This is a genomic window from Inquilinus limosus DSM 16000 (assembly GCF_000423185.1).
GTDB classification, from domain to species: Bacteria; Pseudomonadota; Alphaproteobacteria; order DSM-16000; family Inquilinaceae; genus Inquilinus; species Inquilinus limosus.
In genome coordinates this window covers 309,359-330,512 of sequence record NZ_AUHM01000001.1, presented here as the reverse complement: position 1 = coordinate 330,512, position 21,154 = coordinate 309,359, and the positions used below count along the sequence as shown (strand labels likewise).

At 68.9% G+C, this 21,154-nt stretch carries 19 protein-coding genes; 16 read left to right on the top strand and 3 right to left on the bottom strand.

Translation table 11 applies throughout. From position 1 onward, the window contains the following. Positions 1-72: 72 nt before the first annotated feature. The 16 genes from G537_RS0101620 (at position 73) to G537_RS43390 (ending at position 17,160) form a co-directional block, all read left to right on the top strand. Positions 73-1,086 carry a zinc-dependent alcohol dehydrogenase family protein gene (locus tag G537_RS0101620; RefSeq protein WP_034850340.1) on the top strand — a complete coding sequence of 338 codons (1,014 nt, stop codon included), beginning with the start codon at positions 73-75 and terminating at the stop codon, positions 1,084-1,086. A gap of 185 nt (positions 1,087-1,271) precedes the next feature. After that, the gene (locus G537_RS0101615) at positions 1,272-3,692 is read left to right on the top strand and encodes a type VI secretion system Vgr family protein (RefSeq protein ID WP_026868636.1); all 2,421 of its coding nucleotides are present in this window, start codon (positions 1,272-1,274) and stop codon (positions 3,690-3,692) included. A 5-nt stretch (positions 3,693-3,697) separates the two neighbouring features. Further along, positions 3,698-4,642, top strand: a complete 945-nt coding sequence (locus tag G537_RS0101610; RefSeq protein WP_155888452.1) for a DUF4123 domain-containing protein — start codon at positions 3,698-3,700, stop codon at positions 4,640-4,642. After that, positions 4,639-5,451: a polymorphic toxin type 15 domain-containing protein gene (locus tag G537_RS0101605; RefSeq protein WP_026868634.1), complete on the top strand. Its 813-nt coding sequence runs from the start codon at positions 4,639-4,641 to the stop codon at positions 5,449-5,451. Before G537_RS0101610 ends, G537_RS0101605 begins: the two co-directional genes overlap by 4 nt. Before the next feature lie 48 nt (positions 5,452-5,499). Further along, positions 5,500-6,171 carry a GAD-like domain-containing protein gene (locus G537_RS0101600; protein WP_026868633.1) on the top strand — a complete coding sequence of 224 codons (672 nt, stop codon included), beginning with the start codon at positions 5,500-5,502 and terminating at the stop codon, positions 6,169-6,171. A gap of 38 nt (positions 6,172-6,209) precedes the next feature. Then, complete coding sequence (locus tag G537_RS0101595) at positions 6,210-6,881, top strand: GAD-like domain-containing protein (RefSeq protein ID WP_026868632.1); 672 nt, start codon at positions 6,210-6,212, stop codon at positions 6,879-6,881. Between the two features lie 31 nt (positions 6,882-6,912). Continuing rightward, the gene (locus G537_RS35865; protein ID WP_051247648.1) at positions 6,913-7,845 is read left to right on the top strand and encodes a DUF4123 domain-containing protein; all 933 of its coding nucleotides are present in this window, start codon (positions 6,913-6,915) and stop codon (positions 7,843-7,845) included. Further along, positions 7,845-8,321 (top strand): hypothetical protein, encoded by a 477-nt coding sequence (locus G537_RS43400; protein WP_155888451.1) that lies wholly within the window; start codon positions 7,845-7,847, stop codon positions 8,319-8,321. Before G537_RS35865 ends, G537_RS43400 begins: the two co-directional genes overlap by 1 nt. 19 nt (positions 8,322-8,340) lie before the next feature. Further along, a complete protein-coding gene (locus G537_RS43395; RefSeq protein ID WP_155888450.1) occupies positions 8,341-8,712 on the top strand; it encodes a hypothetical protein in 372 nt (123 codons plus the stop codon). Positions 8,713-9,042: 330 nt separating this feature from the next. Beyond that, positions 9,043-9,873 (top strand): hypothetical protein, encoded by an 831-nt coding sequence (locus G537_RS0101580; protein ID WP_026868631.1) that lies wholly within the window; start codon positions 9,043-9,045, stop codon positions 9,871-9,873. Positions 9,874-10,326: 453 nt separating this feature from the next. Then, a complete protein-coding gene (pbpC, locus tag G537_RS0101575; protein ID WP_245578865.1) occupies positions 10,327-12,444 on the top strand; it encodes a penicillin-binding protein 1C in 2,118 nt (705 codons plus the stop codon). Between the two features lie 126 nt (positions 12,445-12,570). Beyond that, complete coding sequence (locus G537_RS0101570) at positions 12,571-13,047, top strand: MarR family winged helix-turn-helix transcriptional regulator (protein ID WP_026868629.1); 477 nt, start codon at positions 12,571-12,573, stop codon at positions 13,045-13,047. Between the two features lies 1 nt (position 13,048). Beyond that, entirely contained in the window at positions 13,049-14,167 is a 1,119-nt protein-coding gene (locus G537_RS0101565) for an HlyD family secretion protein (protein ID WP_026868628.1), read from the top strand. A gap of 1 nt (position 14,168) precedes the next feature. Next, on the top strand, positions 14,169-15,698 hold the full coding sequence (locus G537_RS0101560; RefSeq protein ID WP_026868627.1) for a DHA2 family efflux MFS transporter permease subunit: 1,530 nt from the start codon (positions 14,169-14,171) through the stop codon (positions 15,696-15,698). An 86-nt stretch (positions 15,699-15,784) separates the two neighbouring features. After that, positions 15,785-16,600 (top strand): hypothetical protein, encoded by an 816-nt coding sequence (locus G537_RS0101555; RefSeq protein WP_026868626.1) that lies wholly within the window; start codon positions 15,785-15,787, stop codon positions 16,598-16,600. Then, positions 16,597-17,160: a hypothetical protein gene (locus G537_RS43390; RefSeq protein ID WP_155888449.1), complete on the top strand. Its 564-nt coding sequence runs from the start codon at positions 16,597-16,599 to the stop codon at positions 17,158-17,160. Before G537_RS0101555 ends, G537_RS43390 begins: the two co-directional genes overlap by 4 nt. 110 nt (positions 17,161-17,270) lie before the next feature. Here the strand turns inward: G537_RS43390 and G537_RS0101550 are convergent, their stop codons facing one another. From G537_RS0101550 to G537_RS0101540, 3 genes are all read right to left on the bottom strand, one after another. Next, positions 17,271-19,226 carry a bifunctional 2',3'-cyclic-nucleotide 2'-phosphodiesterase/3'-nucleotidase gene (locus G537_RS0101550; protein WP_026868625.1) on the bottom strand — a complete coding sequence of 652 codons (1,956 nt, stop codon included), beginning with the start codon at positions 19,224-19,226 and terminating at the stop codon, positions 17,271-17,273. A gap of 114 nt (positions 19,227-19,340) precedes the next feature. Next, the gene (locus tag G537_RS0101545) at positions 19,341-19,523 is read right to left on the bottom strand and encodes a YegP family protein (RefSeq protein WP_026868624.1); all 183 of its coding nucleotides are present in this window, start codon (positions 19,521-19,523) and stop codon (positions 19,341-19,343) included. Between the two features lie 110 nt (positions 19,524-19,633). Then, positions 19,634-21,076, bottom strand: a complete 1,443-nt coding sequence (locus G537_RS0101540) for a helix-turn-helix transcriptional regulator (RefSeq protein ID WP_026868623.1) — start codon at positions 21,074-21,076, stop codon at positions 19,634-19,636. Positions 21,077-21,154 lie beyond the last annotated feature (78 nt).

The window sequence follows — 21,154 nt, the reverse complement described above, 5'->3', positions numbered from 1 at the left end:
CTCGTCGCCACAAGGGACCACTGGTCCCGATTATCGTCGCCCTGCCCGCGAGGCGAGCAAGGGATTGCAGCAATGACGAGCGACAGCATGAAGCGGTGGCAGATGTCCCGGCCGGGGCGCGACGGCCTGAGCCTGGTCGAGGTGGCGGTGCCGCGGCCGGGTCCAGGCGAGATCCTGGTCAGGGTCGGGGCGGTGTCGCTGAACTATCGGGACAGGCTGGTCGTCGCGGACGGCATGGGGATGGCGCTGGACTTCCCGTTCACGCCGGGCTCCGACATGGCGGGAACGGTGGTCGAGACCGGGGCCGGCGCCACCCGCTTCGCGGCGGGCGACCGGGTGCTCGGCACCTTCTGGCCGGGCTGGATCGACGGGCTCGCCGCCGGGCCGCGGGCGGCGCTGGGCGGGCCGCTGCCGGGCGTCCTGTCGGAATACGTGGTGCTGCCGGAGGAGTGGGCGGCGGCCGCGCCGCGGACGCTGGACGACGCGGCCGCCAGCACGCTGCCCTGCGCCGGGCTGACCGCCTGGTTCGCCCTGGTCGAGACCGGCCGCCTGCGCGCCGGCGAGACGGTGGTGGTGCAGGGCACCGGCGGCGTGGCGCTGTTTGGGCTGCAGTTGGCCCGCGCCCATGGCGCCGAGGCGATCGTAATCTCCGGCGATGCCGCCAAGCTGGAGCGGGCCAGGGCGCTCGGCGCGGCCCACGGCATCGACCGCCGCGCGACACCGGAATGGGGGAGGGTGGTGCGCGACCTGACCGGCGGCCGCGGCGCCGACCATGTCCTGGAGATCGCCGGCGGCGACATGGCGCAGACGGCGGAAGCCGTGGCCCAGGGCGGGCGCGTCGCCCTGATCGGGCTGCTCGAGGGCTTCGCCTTCTCCGCCCCGACCGTCCCGATGATGATGAAGCAGGCGGTGATCCAGGGCATCTCGGTCGGCCACCGCCGCGGGCTGGAGGATCTGGTGCGCGCGGTCGACCGCACCGGCCTTGAGCCCGCGATCGGCGCCGAATACGGCTTCGCCGATCTGCCGGCCGCGCTCGACCACCTGGACCGCGGGCCGTTCGGCAAGATCGTGCTGCGGATGGGGTGACCGGCCCCGCAGCCGCCGCACAGGGGGCGATCCGGCCTGCCGCCGCGTGGGCCGGATCGCCCCCTTCATTTTCATTGAAACGCGATAGTCATCCGGCGCCGCTTCGGTATGATGCGGTTGCTGGGAATTTGCTCCAAATTGAGCGGGCCGTCCCAGCCTGGGAAGGATTTGGGAAGATCTGGCCGATGTCGCCTTACGACTATGTCGGTTCTCTCACCCAGTCCGGGCGCCTGCTGGCGATCCGGACGCCCCTCGGCGAGGATGTGTTCCTGCTCGAGGCGATGGAGGGGGAGGAGGCGGTCTGCTCGCTCTTCACCTTCCGATTGCGGGTCCGCTCGAAGCGGCAGGACGTCAAGCCGGACGAGCTGGTCGGCCGTCAGATCTCCTGGACCCTCGAGCTGCCGGGCGGCGCGCGGCGCAGCTGGTCCGGCGTGGTCGGGGCGCTGGAGGTCGGGCACGCCCTCGGCGACGGGATGCGCAGCTACACCCTGACCACGCATCCCTGGCTCTGGCTGTTCGGCCACACCGCCGACTGCCGGATCTTCCAGAACCAGACCACGCTGCAGATCCTGGAGACGATCTTCCAGGAGGCCGGCATCCGCGACTGGGACTTCGCCCCGGTCACCGGACCGAAGGCGGTGCGCGGCTACTGCGTGCAGTACAACGAGACCGACCTCGATTTCATCTTCCGGCTGCTGGAGGAGGAGGGCTGGGCCTGGTGGTTCCGGCACGAGCCCGGCGAGGACGGGGCCGCGCCGCGGCAGGTGCTGGTGGTGTCCGACGGCGCCCATGCCTGGACGCCGGGGGAGGAACCGGAGATCCGCTACACCTCGACCGGCACGGACCTGAACGACATCAAGGCCTGGACCCGGCGCTACGCCTTCAAGCCGGGGCGGGTGGCCGAGGCCGAGTGGAACTTCGAGACGCCGGGCGCGCCGGTGAGCCGGGACCAGCCCTCGACCGCGCCGATCACGAGCAACGAGCCGTTCGAGATCTACCGCTGGGGCGGCCGGTTCCTGGAGCGTGACCGGGCCGACCACGTGACCCGGCGGCGGATCGAGACGCACGAGGCCGGGTTCGAGACGATCGAGGCGGAAAGCGGCAACCGGCGGATCCATCCGGGCCAGCGCTTCCGCCTGTTCGGCCATCCGCTGAAGGCGGAGAACGGGGATTACGCGGTGGTGTCGGTGCGGCACCGGGCGGAGGACACGACCTATGTCCAGGGCGGCGGCGAGCAGGGGGCGCCCACCTACGAGAACGGCTTTGTCGTGGTGCCGGCGAAGACGCGCTGGGTGCCGCAGCAGACGACGCCGCATCCGCGGATCGACGGGGTGCAGTCGGCGGTGGTGGTAGGGCCGCCGGGCGAGGAGATCTGGACCGACCAGTACGGCCGCATCCAGGTGCGCTTCCCCTGGGACCGGCGGGCCAAGGGGAGGGATGGCGACAGCTGCTGGCTGCGGGTCAGCCAGCCCTGGGGCGGCCGCAGCTGGGGCGCCCAGACCATCCCGCGCATCGGCATGGAGGTGCTGGTCGCCTATTACGAGGGCGATCCGGACAAGCCGATGGTGGTCGGCGTGGTGCCGAACCCGGACACCTATGTCCCCTATGCGCTGCCGGACAACAAGACCAAGACCGTGCTGCGCTCGAACACGCACAAGGGCACGGGCTTCAACGAGATCTCCTTCGAGGACGATGCCGGCCGCGAGAACCTGTTCCTGCACGCGCAGCGCGACCGGACCGAGCGGGTGCTGAACAACCGCACCAAGCGGATCGATGCGAACGAGGTGGCCTCGATCGGCGCCCACCGGGCGGTGGAGGTGGGCGGCAACCAGAAGCACGAGATCGGCGGCTCGATGAACCTGACGGTCGGCGGCACCGGGGCGGGGGCGCTCGCCCTGCTGGGGCCGGTGGCCGGGCTGGCCGGCCAGACCGCGGGCCTCTTGCAGCAGGCCGGGCAGATCGCGGGGGTGAGCGGCACGGGGCTGGCCAGCTTCGCCACCACGCTCGCCTCCTCGGCCCTCGGCTTCCTCGGCGCGATCGGGCTCGCCAGCCGCGAAGGCGTGGTCGCCGGCCCCAACCCGCGCGCCGACCAGGGCGCCAACCTCGCCGCCTCCGGCGCCGGCGTCGGCACCGATGCCGGCTCGCTGTTCCCGCTGCCCGGGATCATGAACACCGTGGTCGGCAGCTTCAAATCCGACACGGTCGGGATTGCGCGGGTGGAGCAGGTCGGGACCAGCAAGGTGACCAATGTCGGGGCGACGTTCCTGACCTCGGTCGGCAAGGCCTACCAGCTTTCGGTCGGTGAGAGCGCGGAGACGCGGGTCGGCAAGACCAGCGTCATCGATGTCGGCGAGACCTTCGAGATCACCGCCGGCGAGAAGTTCGTGATCACGGTCGGCCAGACGCGCTTCCAGATGGACAAGTCCGGCATCGTCACCATCGAGGCGCCGCAGACCACCATCGTCAAGGGCGGCGCTGCCCAGATCACCGTCGGGCCGGGGCCGATCCTTTATGTTCCGGCCATGGTGCCGGGCAAGACGCCGTCGCCGCCGGCCCAGTGCCTCAAGCGGATGGCGGCGAACGCCACGCCCTTCGTGCGGATGTGACCGGCATGGCGGCCCCATCGCTCGACCAGCCGCGGCCGGAGGAGGTGGCGCGCAGTCTGACGGCCACGCTGGACGCCCGTCCCGGGCCGCTCTTCGCGGTGCTGGACGGCGGCCTGTTCGACGACCTGCCGGGCGATCTCATGCGCCAGGGCATCGCCTGCCGGTCGCTGTTCCTCGACCATGCCGACAAGGAGGTGGAGCGGGCCGGGCCGTGGCTGGTGGCGCTGGCGGACGAGCGCGTTCGCGCGCATGTCGTGGATCTGGCCGCCGCCAGGCCCTGCGCGGTGTTCTGGCGCTGGCCCGCGGGCGACATGGCGCTGTGGCGCCATCTGCGGACGATCAACGAGGTGTTGATCCCGGTCGAATCCGGACCGGAGGCCGGCAGCGACCCGCCGATGGAGCGGGTGCTGTTCCGGCATTGGGACCCGAATGTCCTGGCGAGCGTGCTGCCGCTGCTGGACCCGGCGCAGTTCGCGCGCGTGCTCGGCCATGCCTGCGCGGTCGTCATGCACGCGCCGGACTATGGCGGGCTGAAGGAGGCGCCGCGCTCCGCGGACCTGCCGCCGCCGCCCCGCGGTCCGCTGCGCCTGAGCGCCGTCCAGATGATGGAGCTGCAGGACGCGATGGTGCACGCCTCGCGGCTCCGCATCGCGCGGTTCCTCAAGGGCCAGATGCCTTCCGAAGCGGTCGGGATCACGGACGAGTATCTGTGGCGGGCGACGCTGGCCAGCGAGAAGTCCGCGGCCGAGCTGAACATCCGCACCGAACAGGGCCGGGCACGCTGGACCTATCTGATGGTGCTGTCGGGCGGCCAGGCGGCGGCGCTGCCGGAGGTGCGCGGCTTTATCGGCAGCGGCGAGGCCGGCCCCGACGCGCAGGTGAAGGCGCTGATCCAGCACACGGCGGACGCGCTGCGCGTCTATGACGGCGCCGGGGGGCGGACGGCATGACGGCCGTGGATGTAGCCGGCGGGGCGGCCGGCGGGGCGGCGGGGCGCTGGATCGGCGCCGCCGCGGGCACGGCGCTGTGCGGCCCGATCTGCGGCGTTGTCGGCGGCTTCCTCGGCGGCCGGGCGGGCGCCATGGCGGGCCGGGCTCTGGCCGGGACCATCGCCAATATGATGGAGGGCGCGAACGAGACCCAGACCAGGCCCGGCGAGGCGACGCAGGTTTGCGAGGACTGCGGCGAGATCGACTGCTTCAACCCGCCCGACGACCCGTCGAAGCTGGACGAGTTCAGGCGGCAGCTTCGGGAGCAGCAGGAAACCATCAACAACATGAAGCCGGACGACCTGATCGCAAACATGGACAGGTACGCCCGGTATGGTCGCCCGCCCAATGACGCTGCTGATCGTCAGTTGGCGCGAGAGGACTACCGGGAAAGGCGGACCGAGCAACTGGCACAACAATACGAAATGCAAGGCGAGAGCGATCCGGAAGGCTTAGCAGCCAGGGAAGTCGCGAGAGAATTGGCCCAACTGAACGCGACTCACACGCTGGATCTGATCGCTGGCGGAGACGGCTCGATATCCGGGCTCGGGGACGCCACAGTAAACAAGTCACTGGGAACACAGTGGCGGGGCCGACGAGCCGCCCAGCTACGTGCACATGCAGAAGAGGCGCGGAAGCAGGGCAAGAGAATGAATGCCGAGCTGAAGGAATGCCCGTCCGAAGGCGAGGGAAGCCGTCCTGCGGATGGGCCGGGCGGCTCGGGCGCGCCCGGATCGGGGGCGGGTGACCCTGGCGTGCCGATCAGCTAAGGTCGATGGGCCGCCCAAAGATTAACTGACAACCACAGGATTGGATTGATGGCCGATCTTCCTCGCAGTTTTCAGCGTGCTCTCGGGAAGTTCGGAGAGCCTGTGGGCGGTGAAGCGGCGCCCTCTTCAGTATTGCAGGCCTATCACGGATGCTTGCCTGACGGTCTGCTCCAGTTCTGGGAACGCTATGGCTTCGGGGTGTGGCTGGACGGGTATTTCCAGTTCTGCAACCCAGATGCCTACCATCAGGTGATACAGGCTATCCTCGGAAACGACCCCCAACTCAAGGCCGAGGAAAGCCACGTAATTGGCTTCTCGGCGTTCGGCCGCCTGCTGGTCTGGAACGAAGACTACCGGGTGACTCGTATAGACACTTTGTATCACCGCGTTTTGTGCGACGAGTTATTCTCGCCAGCACCCAATATAGACGATGATATCGCAATCGGCATTTCAATCGCCAATGCCAACGCGGGCGCCAACGACCCGCCAGACCAGGACGGCAAGCCGCTCTTCGAGCGCGTCCGGAAAGCTTCCGGTCCGCTGTCCTACGGCCAGATCTATGCGCCGCGGCTGCACCCGGCGCTCGGTGGGCCGATCGTGGTCGAAGCCTTCCGTCCGGTCAGCGCCTTCGAGGCCCTGCTGATCGCCGCCCAGACCGGGCCGTTCGTCCTGTACGACGCCTCGACGCCGCAGGTCCGGGCGGTGCGGGCAATCGGCTGATTGCTCGCTTTGCCTACTCGATAGCAAGAGTCGCACCCATGGCCGACCTCTCGGAAGACTTCAAATACATCCTTGAAAAGTTCGGAGAGCCGCAGGGTGGTGAAGCGGCTCCCGCTTCCATGCTTCAGGCTTATCAAGGGCGCCTACCTGGCAGCTTGCTTGATTTTTGGGAGCGCTACGGCTTCGGGGTATGGCTCGATGGATATTTCCAGTTCTGCAATCCGGATGTCTACCATCAGGTGGTACAGGCCATCCTTGGGAGCGACCCTCAACTGAAGGCCGACCGAAGCCATCTGGTCGGCTTCTCCGCATTCGGACACCTGTTGGTCTGGAACGAGGACTACCGAGTGATGGATATCAACACGCTTTACCACCGCGTGTTGTGCGGCGAGTTGTTCTCACCGAAACCCAAGATATCCAATGGTATCAGAATTGGCACAGCCGTCGCCTATGTCGATGACAATGCCAATGATCCGCCGGACCAGGACGGCAAGCCGATGTTCAAACGCGTCCGAAAGGCCTGCGGTCCGCTGTCCTACGGCCAGATCTATGCGCCACGGCTGCACCCGGCGCTCGGCGGGCCTATCGTGGCCGAGGCCTTCCGTCCGGTGAGCGCCTTCGAAGCCCTGCTGATCGCTGCCCAGACCGGGCCGTTCGTCCTGTACGACGCCTCGACACCGCAGGTCCCGGCGGTGCGGCAGATCGGATGACCGGCATGCCCTTCGTCCGGATGCGGCACGCATGAACGCCCCGCCACCCGACAGCCAGGATGCGTCGACGGCGGCCGCGGCGCTGGCCGCCGCTCTGGACGAGTTGCCGGCACCGCTCTTCGCGGTGCTGGATGGCGGCCTGTTCGACGACCTGCCGGGCGATCTGACGCGCCGGAGCATCGCCTGCCGGTCGCTGTTCCTCGACCATGCCGACAAGGAGGTGGAGCGCGCCGGGCCATGGCTCGTGCGCCTGGCGGATGAACGCATCCGGGCGCATGTGGTGGACCTGGCTGTTGCCAAACCCTGCGCGGCGTTCTGGTGCTGGGCCGGGGGCGACATGGCGCTGTGGCGGCATCTGCGGACGATCAACGAGGTGCTGATCCCGGCCCAGGGCGCGCCGGAGAATGGCGGAGCCGCGCGGGGGACCGAGCGCGTGCTGTTCCGGCACTGGGATCCGAACGTCCTGGCGAGCGTGCTGGCGCTGCTGGACCCGGCGCAGTTCGCGCGGGTTCTCGGCCATGGCCGCGCGATCGTCCTGAACGCGCCGGACCACGGCGGCGTCCGCCGGGCACCGCGGCCCGCGGACCTGCCGTCTGCGCCCCGCGGACCGCTTCGCCTGACCGCGGAGCAGATGGACGATCTGCAGGACTCGATGCGGCACGCATCGCGGCAACGCATCCGGCGGTATCTACTCGATGTCGCGCCGCGCGAGATCGGTGTTCTCGGCGAGCGCCGCCTGGACGAAATCATCCTGGAAAGCGAGCGCACGGGCCGGACGCTCGGGCTTGTGAGCGAACGGGCGCGGGGACGTTGGGCCTACATCATGGTGCGGACGAACGGGCGTGCCCTGGAGCAGCCGGGGCTGAGGGAATGGATCACCGACGGCGCCGGCCCGCCCGACGCCAAGGTCAGGGTGTTTCTCCAGGCCATGGCCCGGGCTGAGAGAGACGAGGGGCAACGCTGATGGTCGCGGCCGCCGCCCCTCTCGCCTTCGCCGGCCCTCCTGGGTGGCTGGTTCTCGGCGTGCTCGCGATCGGGACGCTGGCCGTTGGTGCCTATGCGATGTCCGAGTCCAGCCCCTCGGAAGACGCGGACAGGAAGGCGGACGAGGGGTTGAGAGAGGGGGCGGCGACCGACGCCTGCTCCACCTGCGATCCTGATCCGTGCAAACGTTTGGGGCAGGAGATCACAGGCAAACGAAACGAGCTCGCCAAGCGATACAGCGATCTTCTTGAAGACAAATACGGCTTGTTTGCCCTCCGCCCCGATGGGATTCCTGGTGTCGGTTCTTGGGACGGTCACATCCAGCAGTTTGAAAACAAGCAGGCCAATCTTAGAAAGAGCCTGAACGAGGCTTCGGCCAGGGGATGCGGAGACCAGGGCGATGCCTGGTCCTGGGCCACACGGGAGCCTCCGACCCGGCCGTCTCCGGGAAGCTGAATGCGGGTGAGGAACGGTTATGAAGATCGACGAGAGATCGCGAGAAGCAATCCAGGCGGAAATGGAAGCGGCTAATCGGGGACTCTGGCTGAAGCTGGTCTCCGAGGTTCAATATCATGGAGACGAGGTCTATTTTTGGTTCCTGATAGACGACGAGCGGAAATTGCTGGAAGTGTATGAGGCTGCGTCCGCGATATTGTCAAAGTATTTTGGCAAATATGACGATACGCAGTTCAATATCTCCTTCCATCAAAAGAGTGGCGGCTATAGTATCATGTGGGACAGTATCTCGGATGAAGAGCTGCGATCCGGGGTATTGCGGCAAAGCTTGGGAAGCGATCCGATCTCTCGTCCGCTGCGGGATCGGGATGTCTTTGGACCAAATACATAGAGAACATTCTCGGCATATCGTGCTGGAGCCGTAAGCGGTCCCCTCTCGTCGTAAAGGGTAGGGAAAACGGCACGGTGACTTTCTATGCGTGGTGACGCCCAGCAATGGGCGTACCTACCGCAATCCGTAATTTGCTACCCAGTCTGACGTTGCCGCATGCGGCGGCACTGGATTGCTTCGCTGCGCTCGCAATGACTGTTTGGGGAAGCCGCCTCCTACACCCCACCACCGTCATCGCGAGCCCCGGAGGGGCGTGGCGATCCAGTCTGTGGCAGGGCAGACGCAATGTCGTCTTGCGTTAACCCGCGAACCTAGTTCATGATATGTTCCATGAACGCCGCCTCTCCCGATCTCGACATCCCGGCCTATTGCCGCGGCCTCGCGCTGCAGCAGGTCGAGATGCTCACGCGGATCGCGGAGCTCGGCATGCGGATGGTCGAGGCCGAGGGCGCCCGCGCCATCGCCGCCCAGGCCCGCGCCGCCGGGCCCGAGGCCGACGGGGCCGCGGTCGCGGCGGCCAGGGCCGAGGCGCAGGAGGCCGGTCTGGCCTTCACCCGCTTCTCCGGCACGGTGCAGCGCGCCCTGGCGCTGCGTGCCCGCGCCGCCGACCGGCTCTGCGCCCATGACCGGGCCGCTCGCCGCGCCCGCCAGCGCAACCATGTCACCGAGGCCCTCTACGACCTGATCTGGGATCCCCGCCAGCCGGCCGAGGAGCTCGACAAGGCCGAGGAGCGCATCGACGACCTGAACGAACGGCTCGACGCGCTCTACGAGGACGAGGAGAACCGGGTCGAGGACCGGCCGGTCGGCTCGGTCATCGCCGGCCTGGCCTGCGGCCTCGAGATCTCCGACCAATGGCGCCGCCGGGCCGCCGACTGGTCGGACCCGCCCCATCCGCCGCCGCTGACCGGCACCGTGGCCGAGACCAAGACGCGGCGCTGGGCCCGGCTGATCCAGCTGATGCAGCAGCCGGTCGACCTCGCCGAGCCCGGCCAGGCCCCCGCGCTGAAGGCCGGGATCGAGGCCCGGCTGGGGGAGCCCGATGTCGCGGCGCTGGTCGAGGCCGAACCGCCGATGCGGGCCGCCGACCGCCTCCGCCGGTCGCTCGGCCTCGACCCCTACATCTTCCCCGAGGACCCGGACGAACCCGACACCGGGTGACGGGCCGCGGCCGGTCGGATGGGCCGCCTCCTCACCCGAAATCGCTGCGCGATTTCGACCTCTCCCCAGGGGAGAGGTGTCATGGGCGCCGCTCCCATTCCCCTCTCCTCGGGGCTACTGGATTCACACATCGCCTTTTGAGTCCCCCTCCCCTCGCGGGAGGGGGATATGGGGAAGGGGTTCTCTCGGCCCGGTCCGGCCTGGACAGTCGCCAACCGGCCCGGACGGCGAGTTCGGCTCTTTGCGCATTCGCGCGCGGACGCGCGCAGCCCCCTCCCCCTGCCCCCCTCCCGCAAGGGGAGGGGGACTAGAAAAGAGCCAACGAGACGATGTGTGAATCCGGTAGCTCCTCAGGGAGAGGAAGGATGAGGCGGCGGCTCCGCCTCCTCTCGCTCCGGCCATCAATCCGCCACCGGCTGCGCTAGAATGCCGAGCGGAGGGATGCGGATGGGCATGGCACGGGGAGTCTGGCGGAGGATCGCGATCGGGGCGGGGGCGTGCATCGTCCTGGCCGCGCTGGTCGTCGGCGCCGCGCTGTGGCTCGATGCCCGCTATCCGCCGGCGCTCGACCGCTATCTCGACCGCTCCGCCATCGTGCTGGACAGGGACGGCCAGCTGCTGCGCGCCTTCACCGCGCGCGACGGCACCTGGCGGCTGCAGGCGACGGTCGCGGACGTGTCGCCGCTCTACCTCGCTCTGCTGCAGGCCTATGAGGACAAGCGCTTCCGCCGCCATCTCGGCGTCGACCCGCTGGCGACGGCGCGCGCCTTCGGCCAGATGGTGCGGCATGGCGGCGTCGTCTCCGGCGCCTCGACCCTGACCATGCAGGCGGTGCGCCTCCTGGAGCCGCGGCCGCGCACTCTCGGCTCGAAGCTGATCGAGATGGCCCGGGCGCTGCAGCTGGAGATGCGCTATTCGAAGGACGAGATCCTCGGCATCTACCTGACCCTGGCCCCGTTCGGCGGCAATCTCGAAGGCGTGCGCGCCGCCTCGCTGGCCTTTTTCGGCAAGGAGCCGAAGCTGCTGACCCCCGGCGAGGCGGCCCTCCTGGTGGCGCTGCCGCAATCGCCGACGCGGCTGCGGCCCGACCGCTTCCCGCAGGCGGCACGGGCGGCGCGCGACCGGGTGCTGCTGCGCGTCGCCGCCGCCGGGGCGCTGGACCCCGAGGCGGCGCGCGAGGCGACGGAGCAGCCGACGCCTTCCGTCCGGCAGCCTCTGCCGTTCCGGGCGCCGCATCTGGCCGAACGGCTGGTGGCGGAGGATCGCGGCCGGGAGGTGCTGCGCAGCACCATCGACGGCCGGCTTCAGGCGGGGCTGGAGGAGCTGGCGCAGCGCTCACTGCGCGGCCTCGACGCCAGCAGCAACATCGCCGTGGTGGCGGTGGAGAACGCCACCGGCCGGGTGGTCGGCTATCTCGGCTCCGGCACCTTCTTCGAGGAGCGGCGCGACGGCCAGATGGACCTCGCCCGCGCCGTGCGCTCGCCCGGATCGGCGCTGAAGCCCTTCATCTTCGGCATGGGCTTCGAGGACCGCATCATCCTGCCGGAGACGGTGGTGCTGGACCTGCCGATGCGCTTCGGCGACTACGCCCCGACCAATTTCGACCCCGGCTACTCCGGCGAGGTCTCGGTGCGCGAGGCGCTGCAGCGGTCCCTGAACATCCCGGCGGTGCAGCTGCTGGACCATGTCGGCCCGGCCCGCTTCGCCGCCAGGCTGCGCCAGGCCGGCGCGCCGCTGCGTTTCGACGACCCGACGGTGCTGCCCAGCCTGGCCGTAGCGCTGGGCGGCGGCGGCACGACGCTGCTCGACCTCGTCCGCCTCTATGCCGGCGTCGCCCGCGGCGGCGCCGTGCCGGACCTCGTCTTCCGCGCCGACGCCCCGCCCTCCGGCGGCGACGGGCCGCGCATCCTCGACCCCTCGGCCGCCTGGTACGTCACCGACATCCTGGCCTCGGCGCCGCCGCCGGTGGCCATGGCCGATCCCGGGCTGATGCGCGACGGCCGCCGCATCGCCTTCAAGACCGGCACCTCCTACGGCTTCCGCGACGCCTGGGCGATCGGTTTCGATGCCGGCCACACGATCGGCGTCTGGGTCGGCCGGCCGGACGGGTCGCCCAGCCCCGACCGCTTCGGCCGCAACACCGCGGCGCCGCTGCTGTTCCGCGCCTTCGCCCTGCTGCCGCCGCCGGCCCGCGACGTGGTCGGCCCGGCGCCCGCCGGCACGCCGGTGCTGCGGTCGGAGGACCTGCCGCCAAGGCTTAAGCGGCTGCCCGCCGGCCCGGTCGCCGTCGCGCCGTTGCCGTCCCTGGCCGGGATCGAGCCGCTGGCCATCGCCTTTCCGGCCGATGGCGCGGCGGTGGAGCGGCCGCGGGAGGGCGACCGCTTCGGCTCGCTGTCCCTCGTCGCCACCGGCGGCCGCCGGCCGTTCCTGTGGATGGTCGACGGAAGGCCGATCCCGTCCTCGCCGCTGAAGCGCGACGCCGACTGGACGCCGCCGGGGCCGGGCGCGGCGCAGATCACCGTGATCGACGCCACCGGCGCCACCGCCACCGCCCGGGTCTGGCTGCGCTGAGAGCCTGATCCGCACTGCTGCGCGAATTCCTATCGGCAGCCCTGCGCTGCGGCGATAGGTCCGTCGTTTGCGAGGGTCGGTCAGCGACCATATAGTAAGGCAGTTTACAGTCAGGTCGTTTCATAGATGAGCGAGACCAAGCCTCTCGTCAGCCTCTACACCCTGATCAAGGACCTCGATCAGCTGCTGCGCCGCCGCTTCGAGGAGCGGGTGCGCGCGGCCGGTCTGGACCTCACCCGGCCGCAATACCGGGTGCTGCTGTTCATCGACCGCAACCCCGGCATCACCCAGGCGCGGCTGGCGGAGCTGCTGGACGTCGAGAAGATGACCGTCACCGGCCTCCTCGACCGGATGGAGAAGCGCGGCTGGGTCGAGCGCCGGCGCGACCCGCGCGACCGGCGCGCCCATGCGCTGCACCTGCTGCCGCCGGCGCGGCCGATCGTCGAGCAGCTCGAGGCGATGATCGCGCAGTGGCAGGAGGATTACAGCGCCCGGCTGCCGGCCGAGGTGATGGCCCGGCTGATCGGCGACCTGCAGACCCTGAAGACCAGGCTGACCTCTGAGACGGACGAACCGGCGGCCGATGCCGCCAGGCGGGGCTGAGATGCCGGATGGAAGCAACGACACGACCCTGAAGCCTTCGCAGCAGGCCAGCGACACGCCGCCGCCGGCCAGGCCGCGCCGGCGCGGCCTGCGCCTGGTGCTGCTGGTCGGGGTGCCGCTGCTGATCGCCGTCGGTGGGCTCGCCCTCTACGCCATGGGCGGCCGCTACGCCGAGACCGACAACGCCTATGTCCATGCCGACACGGTGTCGATCGCGCCCGAGATCTCGGGCCGGCTGGTCGCGGTCGACGTCGCCACCAACCAGCCGGTCCAGGCCGGCCAGGTGCTGTTCCGGATCGACGACCGGGCGCCGCGCTACGCGCTGGAGCAGGCCGAGGCCGACATGCGCCAGGCCGCCTTCGACTTCCAGGGCATCAAGGCCAATCTGGTGGAGCAGCAGGCGACGCTGGACCAGGCCCGCACCACCCAGGACTACCGGCAGAAGGACCACGACCGCATCGCCGCCCTGGCGAAGAACGGCAACGCCTCGCAGTCGCAGCTCGACGACGCCCGCCAGGCGCTGGACGTGGCGCGGAGCAATGTCGAGGTCGCCCAGTCGCAGATCGGCATGACCCTGGCCAAGCTGGGCGGCAACCCCGACCTGACGCTGGACGACTATCCCCCCTACCGCCAGGCTCAGGCGCGGCGTGACCAGGCGCAGCTCGACCTCGACCACACCCAGGTCAAGGCGCCGTTCCCCGGCATCGCCGCCAAGGCCGATGCGGTGCTGCCCGGCGCCTACGTCACCGCCGGGTCGCCGGTGCTGGCGCTGGTGCGCACCGACAAGGTCTGGATCGACGCCAACCTGAACGAGACCGACCTGACCAACGTCAAGGTGGGCCAGCCGGTCGAGGTCACGGTCGACACCTATCCGGGCGTCACCTGGGAGGGCCGCGTCGACAGCCTCAGCCCGGCCAGCGGCGCCGAGTTCTCGCTGCTGCCGCCGCAGAACTCCAGCGGCAACTGGGTCAAGGTCACCCAGCGCATCCCGGTCCGCATCCTGGTCGACACCGCCGGCAAGCCGCAGCTGCGCGCGGGCATGAGCACCGAGGTCGCGATCGACACCGGCCATGCCCGCGGCCTGCCCTTCCTCGGAGGCACGGCGTTCGGAGCGCAGTGAGATGGCGGCCCCAGGCGAAACCGTCCCCTACCGGGGGATGATCACGGTCTGCGTGATGCTGGCGACCATCATGCAGGCGCTGGACACCACCATCGCCAACATCGCCCTGCCCTACATGCAGGGCAATCTCGGCGCCAACCAGGACCAGATCAACTGGGTCCTGACCTCCTACATCGTTGCCGCGGCGATCATGACGCCGGTGACCGGCGCCCTGGTCAGCCGGATCGGCCGCAAGAACCTGTTCATCGTCTCGGTGATCGGCTTCGTCGTCGCCTCGGTGCTGTGCGGCCTGGCCCAGAACGTCACCGAGATCGTCGGCTTCCGGCTGCTGCAGGGCGTGTTCGGCGCGCCTTTGGTGCCGCTGTCCCAGGCCACGGTGATCGACATCAACCCGCCGGAGCGGCGCGGCCAGGCCATGGCGATCTGGGGCGTCGGCGTCATGGTCGGCCCGATCCTGGGCCCGGTGCTCGGCGGCTGGCTGACCGACCATTACTCCTGGCGCTGGGTGTTCTACATCAACGTGCCGATCGGCGCCCTGGCGCTGGCCGGGATGCTGATCTTCATGTCCGACAGCGGCCGGCAGGCGGCCAAGCGCTTCGACTGGCTCGGCTTCGCCTTCCTCAGCCTCGGCATCGGCGCGCTGCAGATGATGCTCGACCGCGGCCAGGACCAGGACTGGTTCAACTCGCTCGAGATCATCATCGAGCTGGTGCTGGCGGCGCTCGGCTTCTACCTCTTCGTCGTGCATCTGCTGACGGCCGACGCGCCCTTCGTCCGACCGGCGCTGTTCACCGACCGCAACTTCGTGGTCGCCATGGTGGTGATGGCGATCGTCGGGTCGCTGTACTACTCGATCATGGCCCTGGCGACGCCGTTCCTGCAGACCATGCTGGGCTATCCGGTGGTCACCGCCGGGCTGGTGATGGGTCCGCGCGGCGTCGGCACGATGGCGGCGATGCTGGTGGTTGGCCGGCTGATCGGCAAGGTCGACACCCGCCTGCTGCTGCTGACCGGCCTCGCCATGATCATCGGCTCGTTGTGGCGGATGACCGGCTACAACCTCGACATCTCCGCGACCGAGTTCATGCTCGACGGTCTGGTGCAGGGCGCCGGCCTCGGCCTCGTCTTCGTGCCGCTCTCGACCATGGCCTTCTCGACCCTGCCGCGGCTGTATCTCGACGAGGGCGCCGGCATCTACAGCGTGTCGCGCAACCTCGGCAGCTCGATCGGCATCTCGATCGTCACCGCGCTCCTGACCCGCAACACCCAGACCAACCACCAGCTGCTGGGCGAGCACGTCAACGCCTTCAGCCCGGCGGTGCAGCAGCTGCCGGAGATGATGTCGCCGGACACCCTGACCGGCCGCGCCATGGTCGACCAGCTGGTCAACCAGCAGGCGGCGCTGATCGCCTATATCGACGACTTCAAGCTGCTGATGGTGCTGGCGATCGCCGCCATCCCGCTGCTGCTCCTGCTGCGCAAGCCCAAGGGCGGCGGCAGCGGGCCGGCGGTGCAGGTGCATGCTGATTGAGGATGGGCCGCCTCGGCAGGACTGGCCTCCCATCGCGGCGCCGGAGCGTGTAGGTTCGGTCGCCAACATCATGATGGAGGGGGCTGATGGGACCCGGCACGCCGAGCGCCTATTCGATCCGCACGGCCGACCGCAAGGAGGAAGAGGCGGTCGTCATCAGCGTCGAGGATCTCGCCCGGACGCTGCTGGAGACCGACAAGTTCCTCGGGGACAGCACCCGGGGCGCGTTCGACGTCCCCGGAATCATCCCTCTGCTGCGGGACGCCAAGTCGGGTGCGGAGCTGCTGCGGGAACTGGGGCTGAACGGCTCGTACTACACCAAAAAGATCAACGGCCAGACCTATGTGATCCTGCGGGGCTATGCGGGGCTGCGCAAGGTGCTCACTGGCAGCCGATATCTGCCCACGAACCCGAAGGTGATCGCCTATGGCCTGACCTCAGCGGCGCGGGCGGCCGGTGGTGCGGTGAATTTCGTCATCACCTTCGTCGTCATGGTGCCGATGGAGATCATGAGCTACGTGATGGACGAGCAGACGCTCAGCCAGACCTTCGGCGACATCTTGGCCGGCACCATGGTCTCGGCACTAGCCAGTGCCGCGACCTTCGGTGCCGTGGCAGTTGGCGCCCTGGCGCTTGGTGCAGCTGTAACTCTTCCAGCCTGGGTGGTCGTCAGCGGCACGATCATCGTTGGTATTGCGATCAACGTGGGGCTGCAAGAGTTGGGCCTCAAATCCACCATTTCAGGGCTTGTCTCGATGGCCCTCGATCAGGCCGTGCTGCGTGTGGCTGAAGAAGAGATGCGGAGAGCTCAAGGTCAACGTATCTTGGGGCAGCATTACCATGACAACCCGGGTATCAGATACAGTCCGTGGCACGGCCTTCTGATGGGGCCACGCTGGTGAAATCCAACAACTTTCTGGCACGCCTAACGGCTCTTCATGTCCGCCCTGGTATGAAGCCACTATGGTGGATTATTCCTGTATGGATTTTCATCGACATATTAGGGTTGTGCCTTTTCTTCTGGGTCATTTCCGATTTTCCAAGGGCCGATGGCCAATTGGCGATGCGCGCCGATATCGTGAAGATTATGACGCCCATAGGCTTCTTTCTGATCTCCGGCCTCTTTCTGCCGGCGACACATATAGTTAGCGTGCTCGTCAACTGGGGACGACGCCGACGGAAGTCGGTGCTTGGGTTACGGGAGACGCAGTGGTGGGGAATTCTGGGAGCATTCCTTATCGTCTTGGTTTCCCTGTCTTTCATAGCCAGTTGGGCCGTCGGAGGTTCTCTACGAGAACGAGCCGCGACGGCCGGCTATATCGAATGCGACGGAATCTTTGACCGGCTGGAACGCGGCCGCGCTTACACGACCTACGCGCTGTCGGCGGATCTGTGTCGTCAAGCCGGGTTCAAGCGCAGCCGGATCGAGCGGGACTTCGATACCCCGCGGCCGTCAGGGTGAGATTTCATGGTGAGCGGCGACGGCCTCTATGCCCACTTGGCGCCGTCTTCTTCGGGGGCGCGGACCACAGGCGGCAGATCCTGGATCGGCTCCGGCCCTGAGAGGCGTTCCTACCCCGCGAACACCAGCCGGTACTTGGCGAAGCCGTCGCCGGCGTCGCCGAGGGGCTCGATGGTCAGGCCGGGCGGCACCGCCGCCTGGGCGGCGGCCGGGGAGCCGGGGAAGGTCACCACCACGGTCTTCGGCAGCGGCACGAAGCTCCAGTTGCCGTCGGCGGTGGGGTTGATCCGGCCCTGCTCGTGGATGAAGCGTACCAGCACGTCGCGGTTGGTGTCGGGCGCCTCGAGCACGATGGTCTTGCCGTCGAGCCCCGGGAAGCTGCCGCCGCCCCCGGCGCGGTAATTGTTGGTGACGACCACGAAGTCCTGCTTTTCGTCGATCGGCTTGCCCTGGAATCGAAGGTCGACGATGCGGTGCGAGTCCGGCGCCGCCAGCTTGCCGTCGCCGTCGTAGCGCGAGGCCTGGGTCAGGTCGATCTTGTAGGTCACCCCGTCGATCACGTCGAAATTGTAGGAAGGGAAGCTGGGGTCGATCAGCGGCTGCTCCTCGGTCTTCGCCGGGTCGATCCGGTTGAAGATGCCGGCCGAGCGCTCCAGCCACTCCCGCACGATGGCGCCGGAGACGCGCACCGCCCGCACCGTGTTCGGGTAGAGATACAGGTCGGCGACGTTCTTGATCGCGATCGGCCCGGCCGGGACGCTGGTGTAGTAGTCAGGCCCGCCGCGGCCGCCGGCCTTGAAGGGCGCGGCCGCCGAGAGCAGCGGCAGCCCCGCCGCCGGCGTGCCGGCCAGGAGCGGCGCGACGTACCAGAGCTGGGCCTGGCTGACGATCTGCACCGACGGGTCGTCCGCCACCAGGGCGAAGTAGCTGGTGATCGGCGCCGAGATCTCGCCGACCGGCTGGCGCACATAGGCCAGGGTGGCGTCGTGCTCCGGCTGCGCTGCCGCGAGCACCTCCGGCCGCGATTCGACCAGCGGCACCACCTTGCGGTCGCGGCGCTCGTAGATCGGCCGGGCCTCCGACTTGAACGCCGCGACCTTCCAGGCGGCGCCGTCGCGCTCCAGCTCCAGGTCGATGACGCCGAGATGGCTGCCCCAGAACCCGGCCATCACCGCCGGGATGCCGTGCAGCGTGCCGCGCTCGGCGTCGACGCCGTCGATGCCGGCGAAGTCCGGGCCGGGGAAGACCCGGTGCTGGTGGCCGGTCAGGATCACGTCGATGCCCGGCACCTCGGCCAGGAACAGGGCCGCGTTCTCCTCCCCGCCCGCGCGCGGGCCGCCGGCGATGCCGGAATGGCACAGCGCCACCACCAGCTCGGCCCCCGCGTTTCGCAGCTCGGGCACGTATTTGCGGGCCGCGTCGACGATGTCGGTGGTGGTGACATGGCCTTCGAGATGGCCCTGGTCCCACTGCATGATCTGCGGCGGCACGAAGCCGATGACGCCGATCTTCACCGGCACCGCGGCGCCGGACTCGTCCTTCAGCGTGCGCTCCAGGATCTTGGTGGGCGGCAGATAGGGGCTGCCGTCGGTCTTCAGCAGGTTGGCGCAGACCAGGGGGAAGTTGGCCCCCTGCATCATCGCCTTGCCGAGATAGTCGAGCCCGTAGTTGAACTCGTGGTTGCCCATGGTCCCGCAGTCGTAGCCCAGCAGGTTCATGGCCTTGACGATCGGGTGCACCGCGCCGTTCTCCAGGCCGCGCTGATAGGCCATGTAGTCGCCCATCGGGTTGCCCTGGATCACGTCGCCATTGTCGAACAGCAGGACGTTCGCGGCCTCGGCCCGGGCGGCGGCCAGCACCGCGGCGGTGCGGGCCAGGCCCATCGTGTCGTCGCCCTTGTCGCGATAATAGTCGTAGGGGAAGACGGCGACGTGCAGGTCCGTCGTCTCGAGGATCCGCAGCTTCAGCTTCGGCGCCGCGGCGCGCAACGGGGCAGGGGCCAGGCCGATGGCAGCGGCGGCGACGCCCGCCTTCAGGGTGGTGCGGCGGGTCAGGCGGTCGGTCATGCGGCGCTCCTGCGGCTGGGACGCCGCAGTCTAGAGCGAAGCCGATGACGGTTCCTAGTCGATCGCCGTGGGGGTCGAGCACCGGGCGGGCCGCGGCCCGCCCGGCGGCCGCGGTCAGGCGGCGCTGTTGTCCTCGGTCGGGGCCTCCGGGCCGTTCTTCTTGATCGACTCGATCGCGTTCTTGGCCGAGGCCTTGCTGGCATAGCCTTCGGTCGAGAAGATCACCTCGGAGTTGTACTTGAACTGCACCCGGTACTCGCCGGCCTTGTCTTTGTAGATGACAAATTTGTGCGCCATGGGGTTTCCCCTCCGGGATTGAGACGTTCGCATGGCAGTTTGATCGCGATATCCCAGTATTCGCAAGCGGCTTTGTTGATCGGGGACGAATTCTGACGCGGCCCGGGCGATCAGGCCGCCGGGGTGAACTGATAGGGCGTGGCACCGCGCAAATTCTCGTCCACCGACAGCACGTGGTTCAGCGGCGGGAAGGCGCGCTGGTCGCAGTCCGGCCGCTCGCACAGCCGGCAATGCAGCCCGATCGGTGCCGCCGCCTCGTCGGCGGCGAGGTCGATGCCGTCGGCATAGACCAGCTGCGCCGCATGGGCGATCTCGCAGCCCAGCGCCAAAGCGAAGCTCTGCCCCGGCGCGCGGAAGCCGGCGCCGGGCTTGGACACGGTGCGGGCGATGGTGAACCAGCGGCTGCCGTCCGGCAGCTCCGCCACCTGGGTCTGGATCCGGCCGGGCGAGCGGAAGGCGTCGGGCAGGATCCACAACGGGCAGGCGCCGCCCATTCGGGCGAAGGCGGAATTGGTGGCGCCGAGACGCTTGGAAACATTGCCCGCCTTGTCGCTGCGGATCAGGAAGAAGGGCACGCCCTTGGCGCCCTGGCGCTGCAGCGTGGTCAGGCGGACGCAGACCTGCTCGAACGAGGCCTCGAAGCGGCTCTGCAGCACCTCGATGTCGTAGCGCAGCGCCGTCGCCGCCCGCCAGAACCGGTCATAGGGCATCATCACCGCCCCGGCCAGATAGTTGGCCAGCACGATGCGGCCGAGCCGCGACGCCTCGGGGCCGGAGAAGCCGACCGGCGCCACCATCTCGTCCAGGAGCGCCCGGTACTTGATCAGCGCGATCTGCACGGCCAGGTGGAAGCTGCGGCTGGGCAGGGGCAGCATCTCGGACAGCAGGATGCGGCGGCCGTGCCGGTCGTAGCGGCGACGCACCGGCCCCATCACCTCGACCGGCATCACCTTGACCCGCAGCGTCAGCTCCTCGTCCAGATAACGGATCAGCCCCGGGAACAGGGCGCCGGGCTCGATCGCCCCGGCCTGCCAGATCTCCTCCGCCGCCGTCTCCAGCTCCGGGAAATGATGGCCGTGCGCCTGCACCCAGTCGCGCACCTCGTCCAGCGGCGAGGCGCCCTCGGCGATGTCCGGCGCCGATTGCTGCTCGGCCAGCAGGCGCAGCGTCTCCCGCCCCTCGCGATAGGCCTGGTAGAGGGCCAGCACCGCCTCGGCCGCCGCCGGGGCCTGGGCCGCCAAGTCGATGATGTCCTGCCGCTTCAGCCCGGCCGTGCCCGGCCGCGGCGTGGCGAAAAGCGGGTCGCCGAACACCTCGGAGAGGCCGCCGACCAGCCGCTCGCCCTCGTCCTCGGCGAAGCTGGCGAGGTCGAGGTCGAAGATCTGGCCCAGCTTCAGCAGGATCTCGACCGTCACCGGCCGCTGGTTGCTCTCGATCAGGTTGAGATAGGAGGCGGAGATGCCCAGCCGCTCCGCCAGCTGCGCCTGGGTGACCTCGCGGTCGCGCCGCAGCCGCCGGATCTTGTGCCCCAGCATCGCCTTGCGAACGGCCATCGGTCTTCTCCGATTTACAAAAATCACATCAACGGACTTTACAAACTTTCCCTTTCACGCTCAATGCCGCGTTGACGC

Coding starts and splice junctions, on each gene's coding strand:
- G537_RS0101620 (WP_034850340.1), top strand. CDS start 73: ATGACGAGCGACAGCATGAAGCGGTGGCAGATGTCCCGGCCGGGGCGC.
- G537_RS0101615 (WP_026868636.1), top strand. CDS start 1,272: ATGTCGCCTTACGACTATGTCGGTTCTCTCACCCAGTCCGGGCGCCTG.
- G537_RS0101610 (WP_155888452.1), top strand. CDS start 3,698: ATGGCGGCCCCATCGCTCGACCAGCCGCGGCCGGAGGAGGTGGCGCGC.
- G537_RS0101605 (WP_026868634.1), top strand. CDS start 4,639: ATGACGGCCGTGGATGTAGCCGGCGGGGCGGCCGGCGGGGCGGCGGGG.
- G537_RS0101600 (WP_026868633.1), top strand. CDS start 5,500: ATGGCCGATCTTCCTCGCAGTTTTCAGCGTGCTCTCGGGAAGTTCGGA.
- G537_RS0101595 (WP_026868632.1), top strand. CDS start 6,210: ATGGCCGACCTCTCGGAAGACTTCAAATACATCCTTGAAAAGTTCGGA.
- G537_RS35865 (WP_051247648.1), top strand. CDS start 6,913: ATGAACGCCCCGCCACCCGACAGCCAGGATGCGTCGACGGCGGCCGCG.
- G537_RS43400 (WP_155888451.1), top strand. CDS start 7,845: ATGGTCGCGGCCGCCGCCCCTCTCGCCTTCGCCGGCCCTCCTGGGTGG.
- G537_RS43395 (WP_155888450.1), top strand. CDS start 8,341: ATGAAGATCGACGAGAGATCGCGAGAAGCAATCCAGGCGGAAATGGAA.
- G537_RS0101580 (WP_026868631.1), top strand. CDS start 9,043: ATGAACGCCGCCTCTCCCGATCTCGACATCCCGGCCTATTGCCGCGGC.
- pbpC (WP_245578865.1), top strand. CDS start 10,327: ATGGCACGGGGAGTCTGGCGGAGGATCGCGATCGGGGCGGGGGCGTGC.
- G537_RS0101570 (WP_026868629.1), top strand. CDS start 12,571: ATGAGCGAGACCAAGCCTCTCGTCAGCCTCTACACCCTGATCAAGGAC.
- G537_RS0101565 (WP_026868628.1), top strand. CDS start 13,049: ATGCCGGATGGAAGCAACGACACGACCCTGAAGCCTTCGCAGCAGGCC.
- G537_RS0101560 (WP_026868627.1), top strand. CDS start 14,169: ATGGCGGCCCCAGGCGAAACCGTCCCCTACCGGGGGATGATCACGGTC.
- G537_RS0101555 (WP_026868626.1), top strand. CDS start 15,785: ATGGGACCCGGCACGCCGAGCGCCTATTCGATCCGCACGGCCGACCGC.
- G537_RS0101550 (WP_026868625.1), bottom strand. CDS start 19,226: ATGACCGACCGCCTGACCCGCCGCACCACCCTGAAGGCGGGCGTCGCC.
- G537_RS0101545 (WP_026868624.1), bottom strand. CDS start 19,523: ATGGCGCACAAATTTGTCATCTACAAAGACAAGGCCGGCGAGTACCGG.
- G537_RS0101540 (WP_026868623.1), bottom strand. CDS start 21,076: ATGGCCGTTCGCAAGGCGATGCTGGGGCACAAGATCCGGCGGCTGCGG.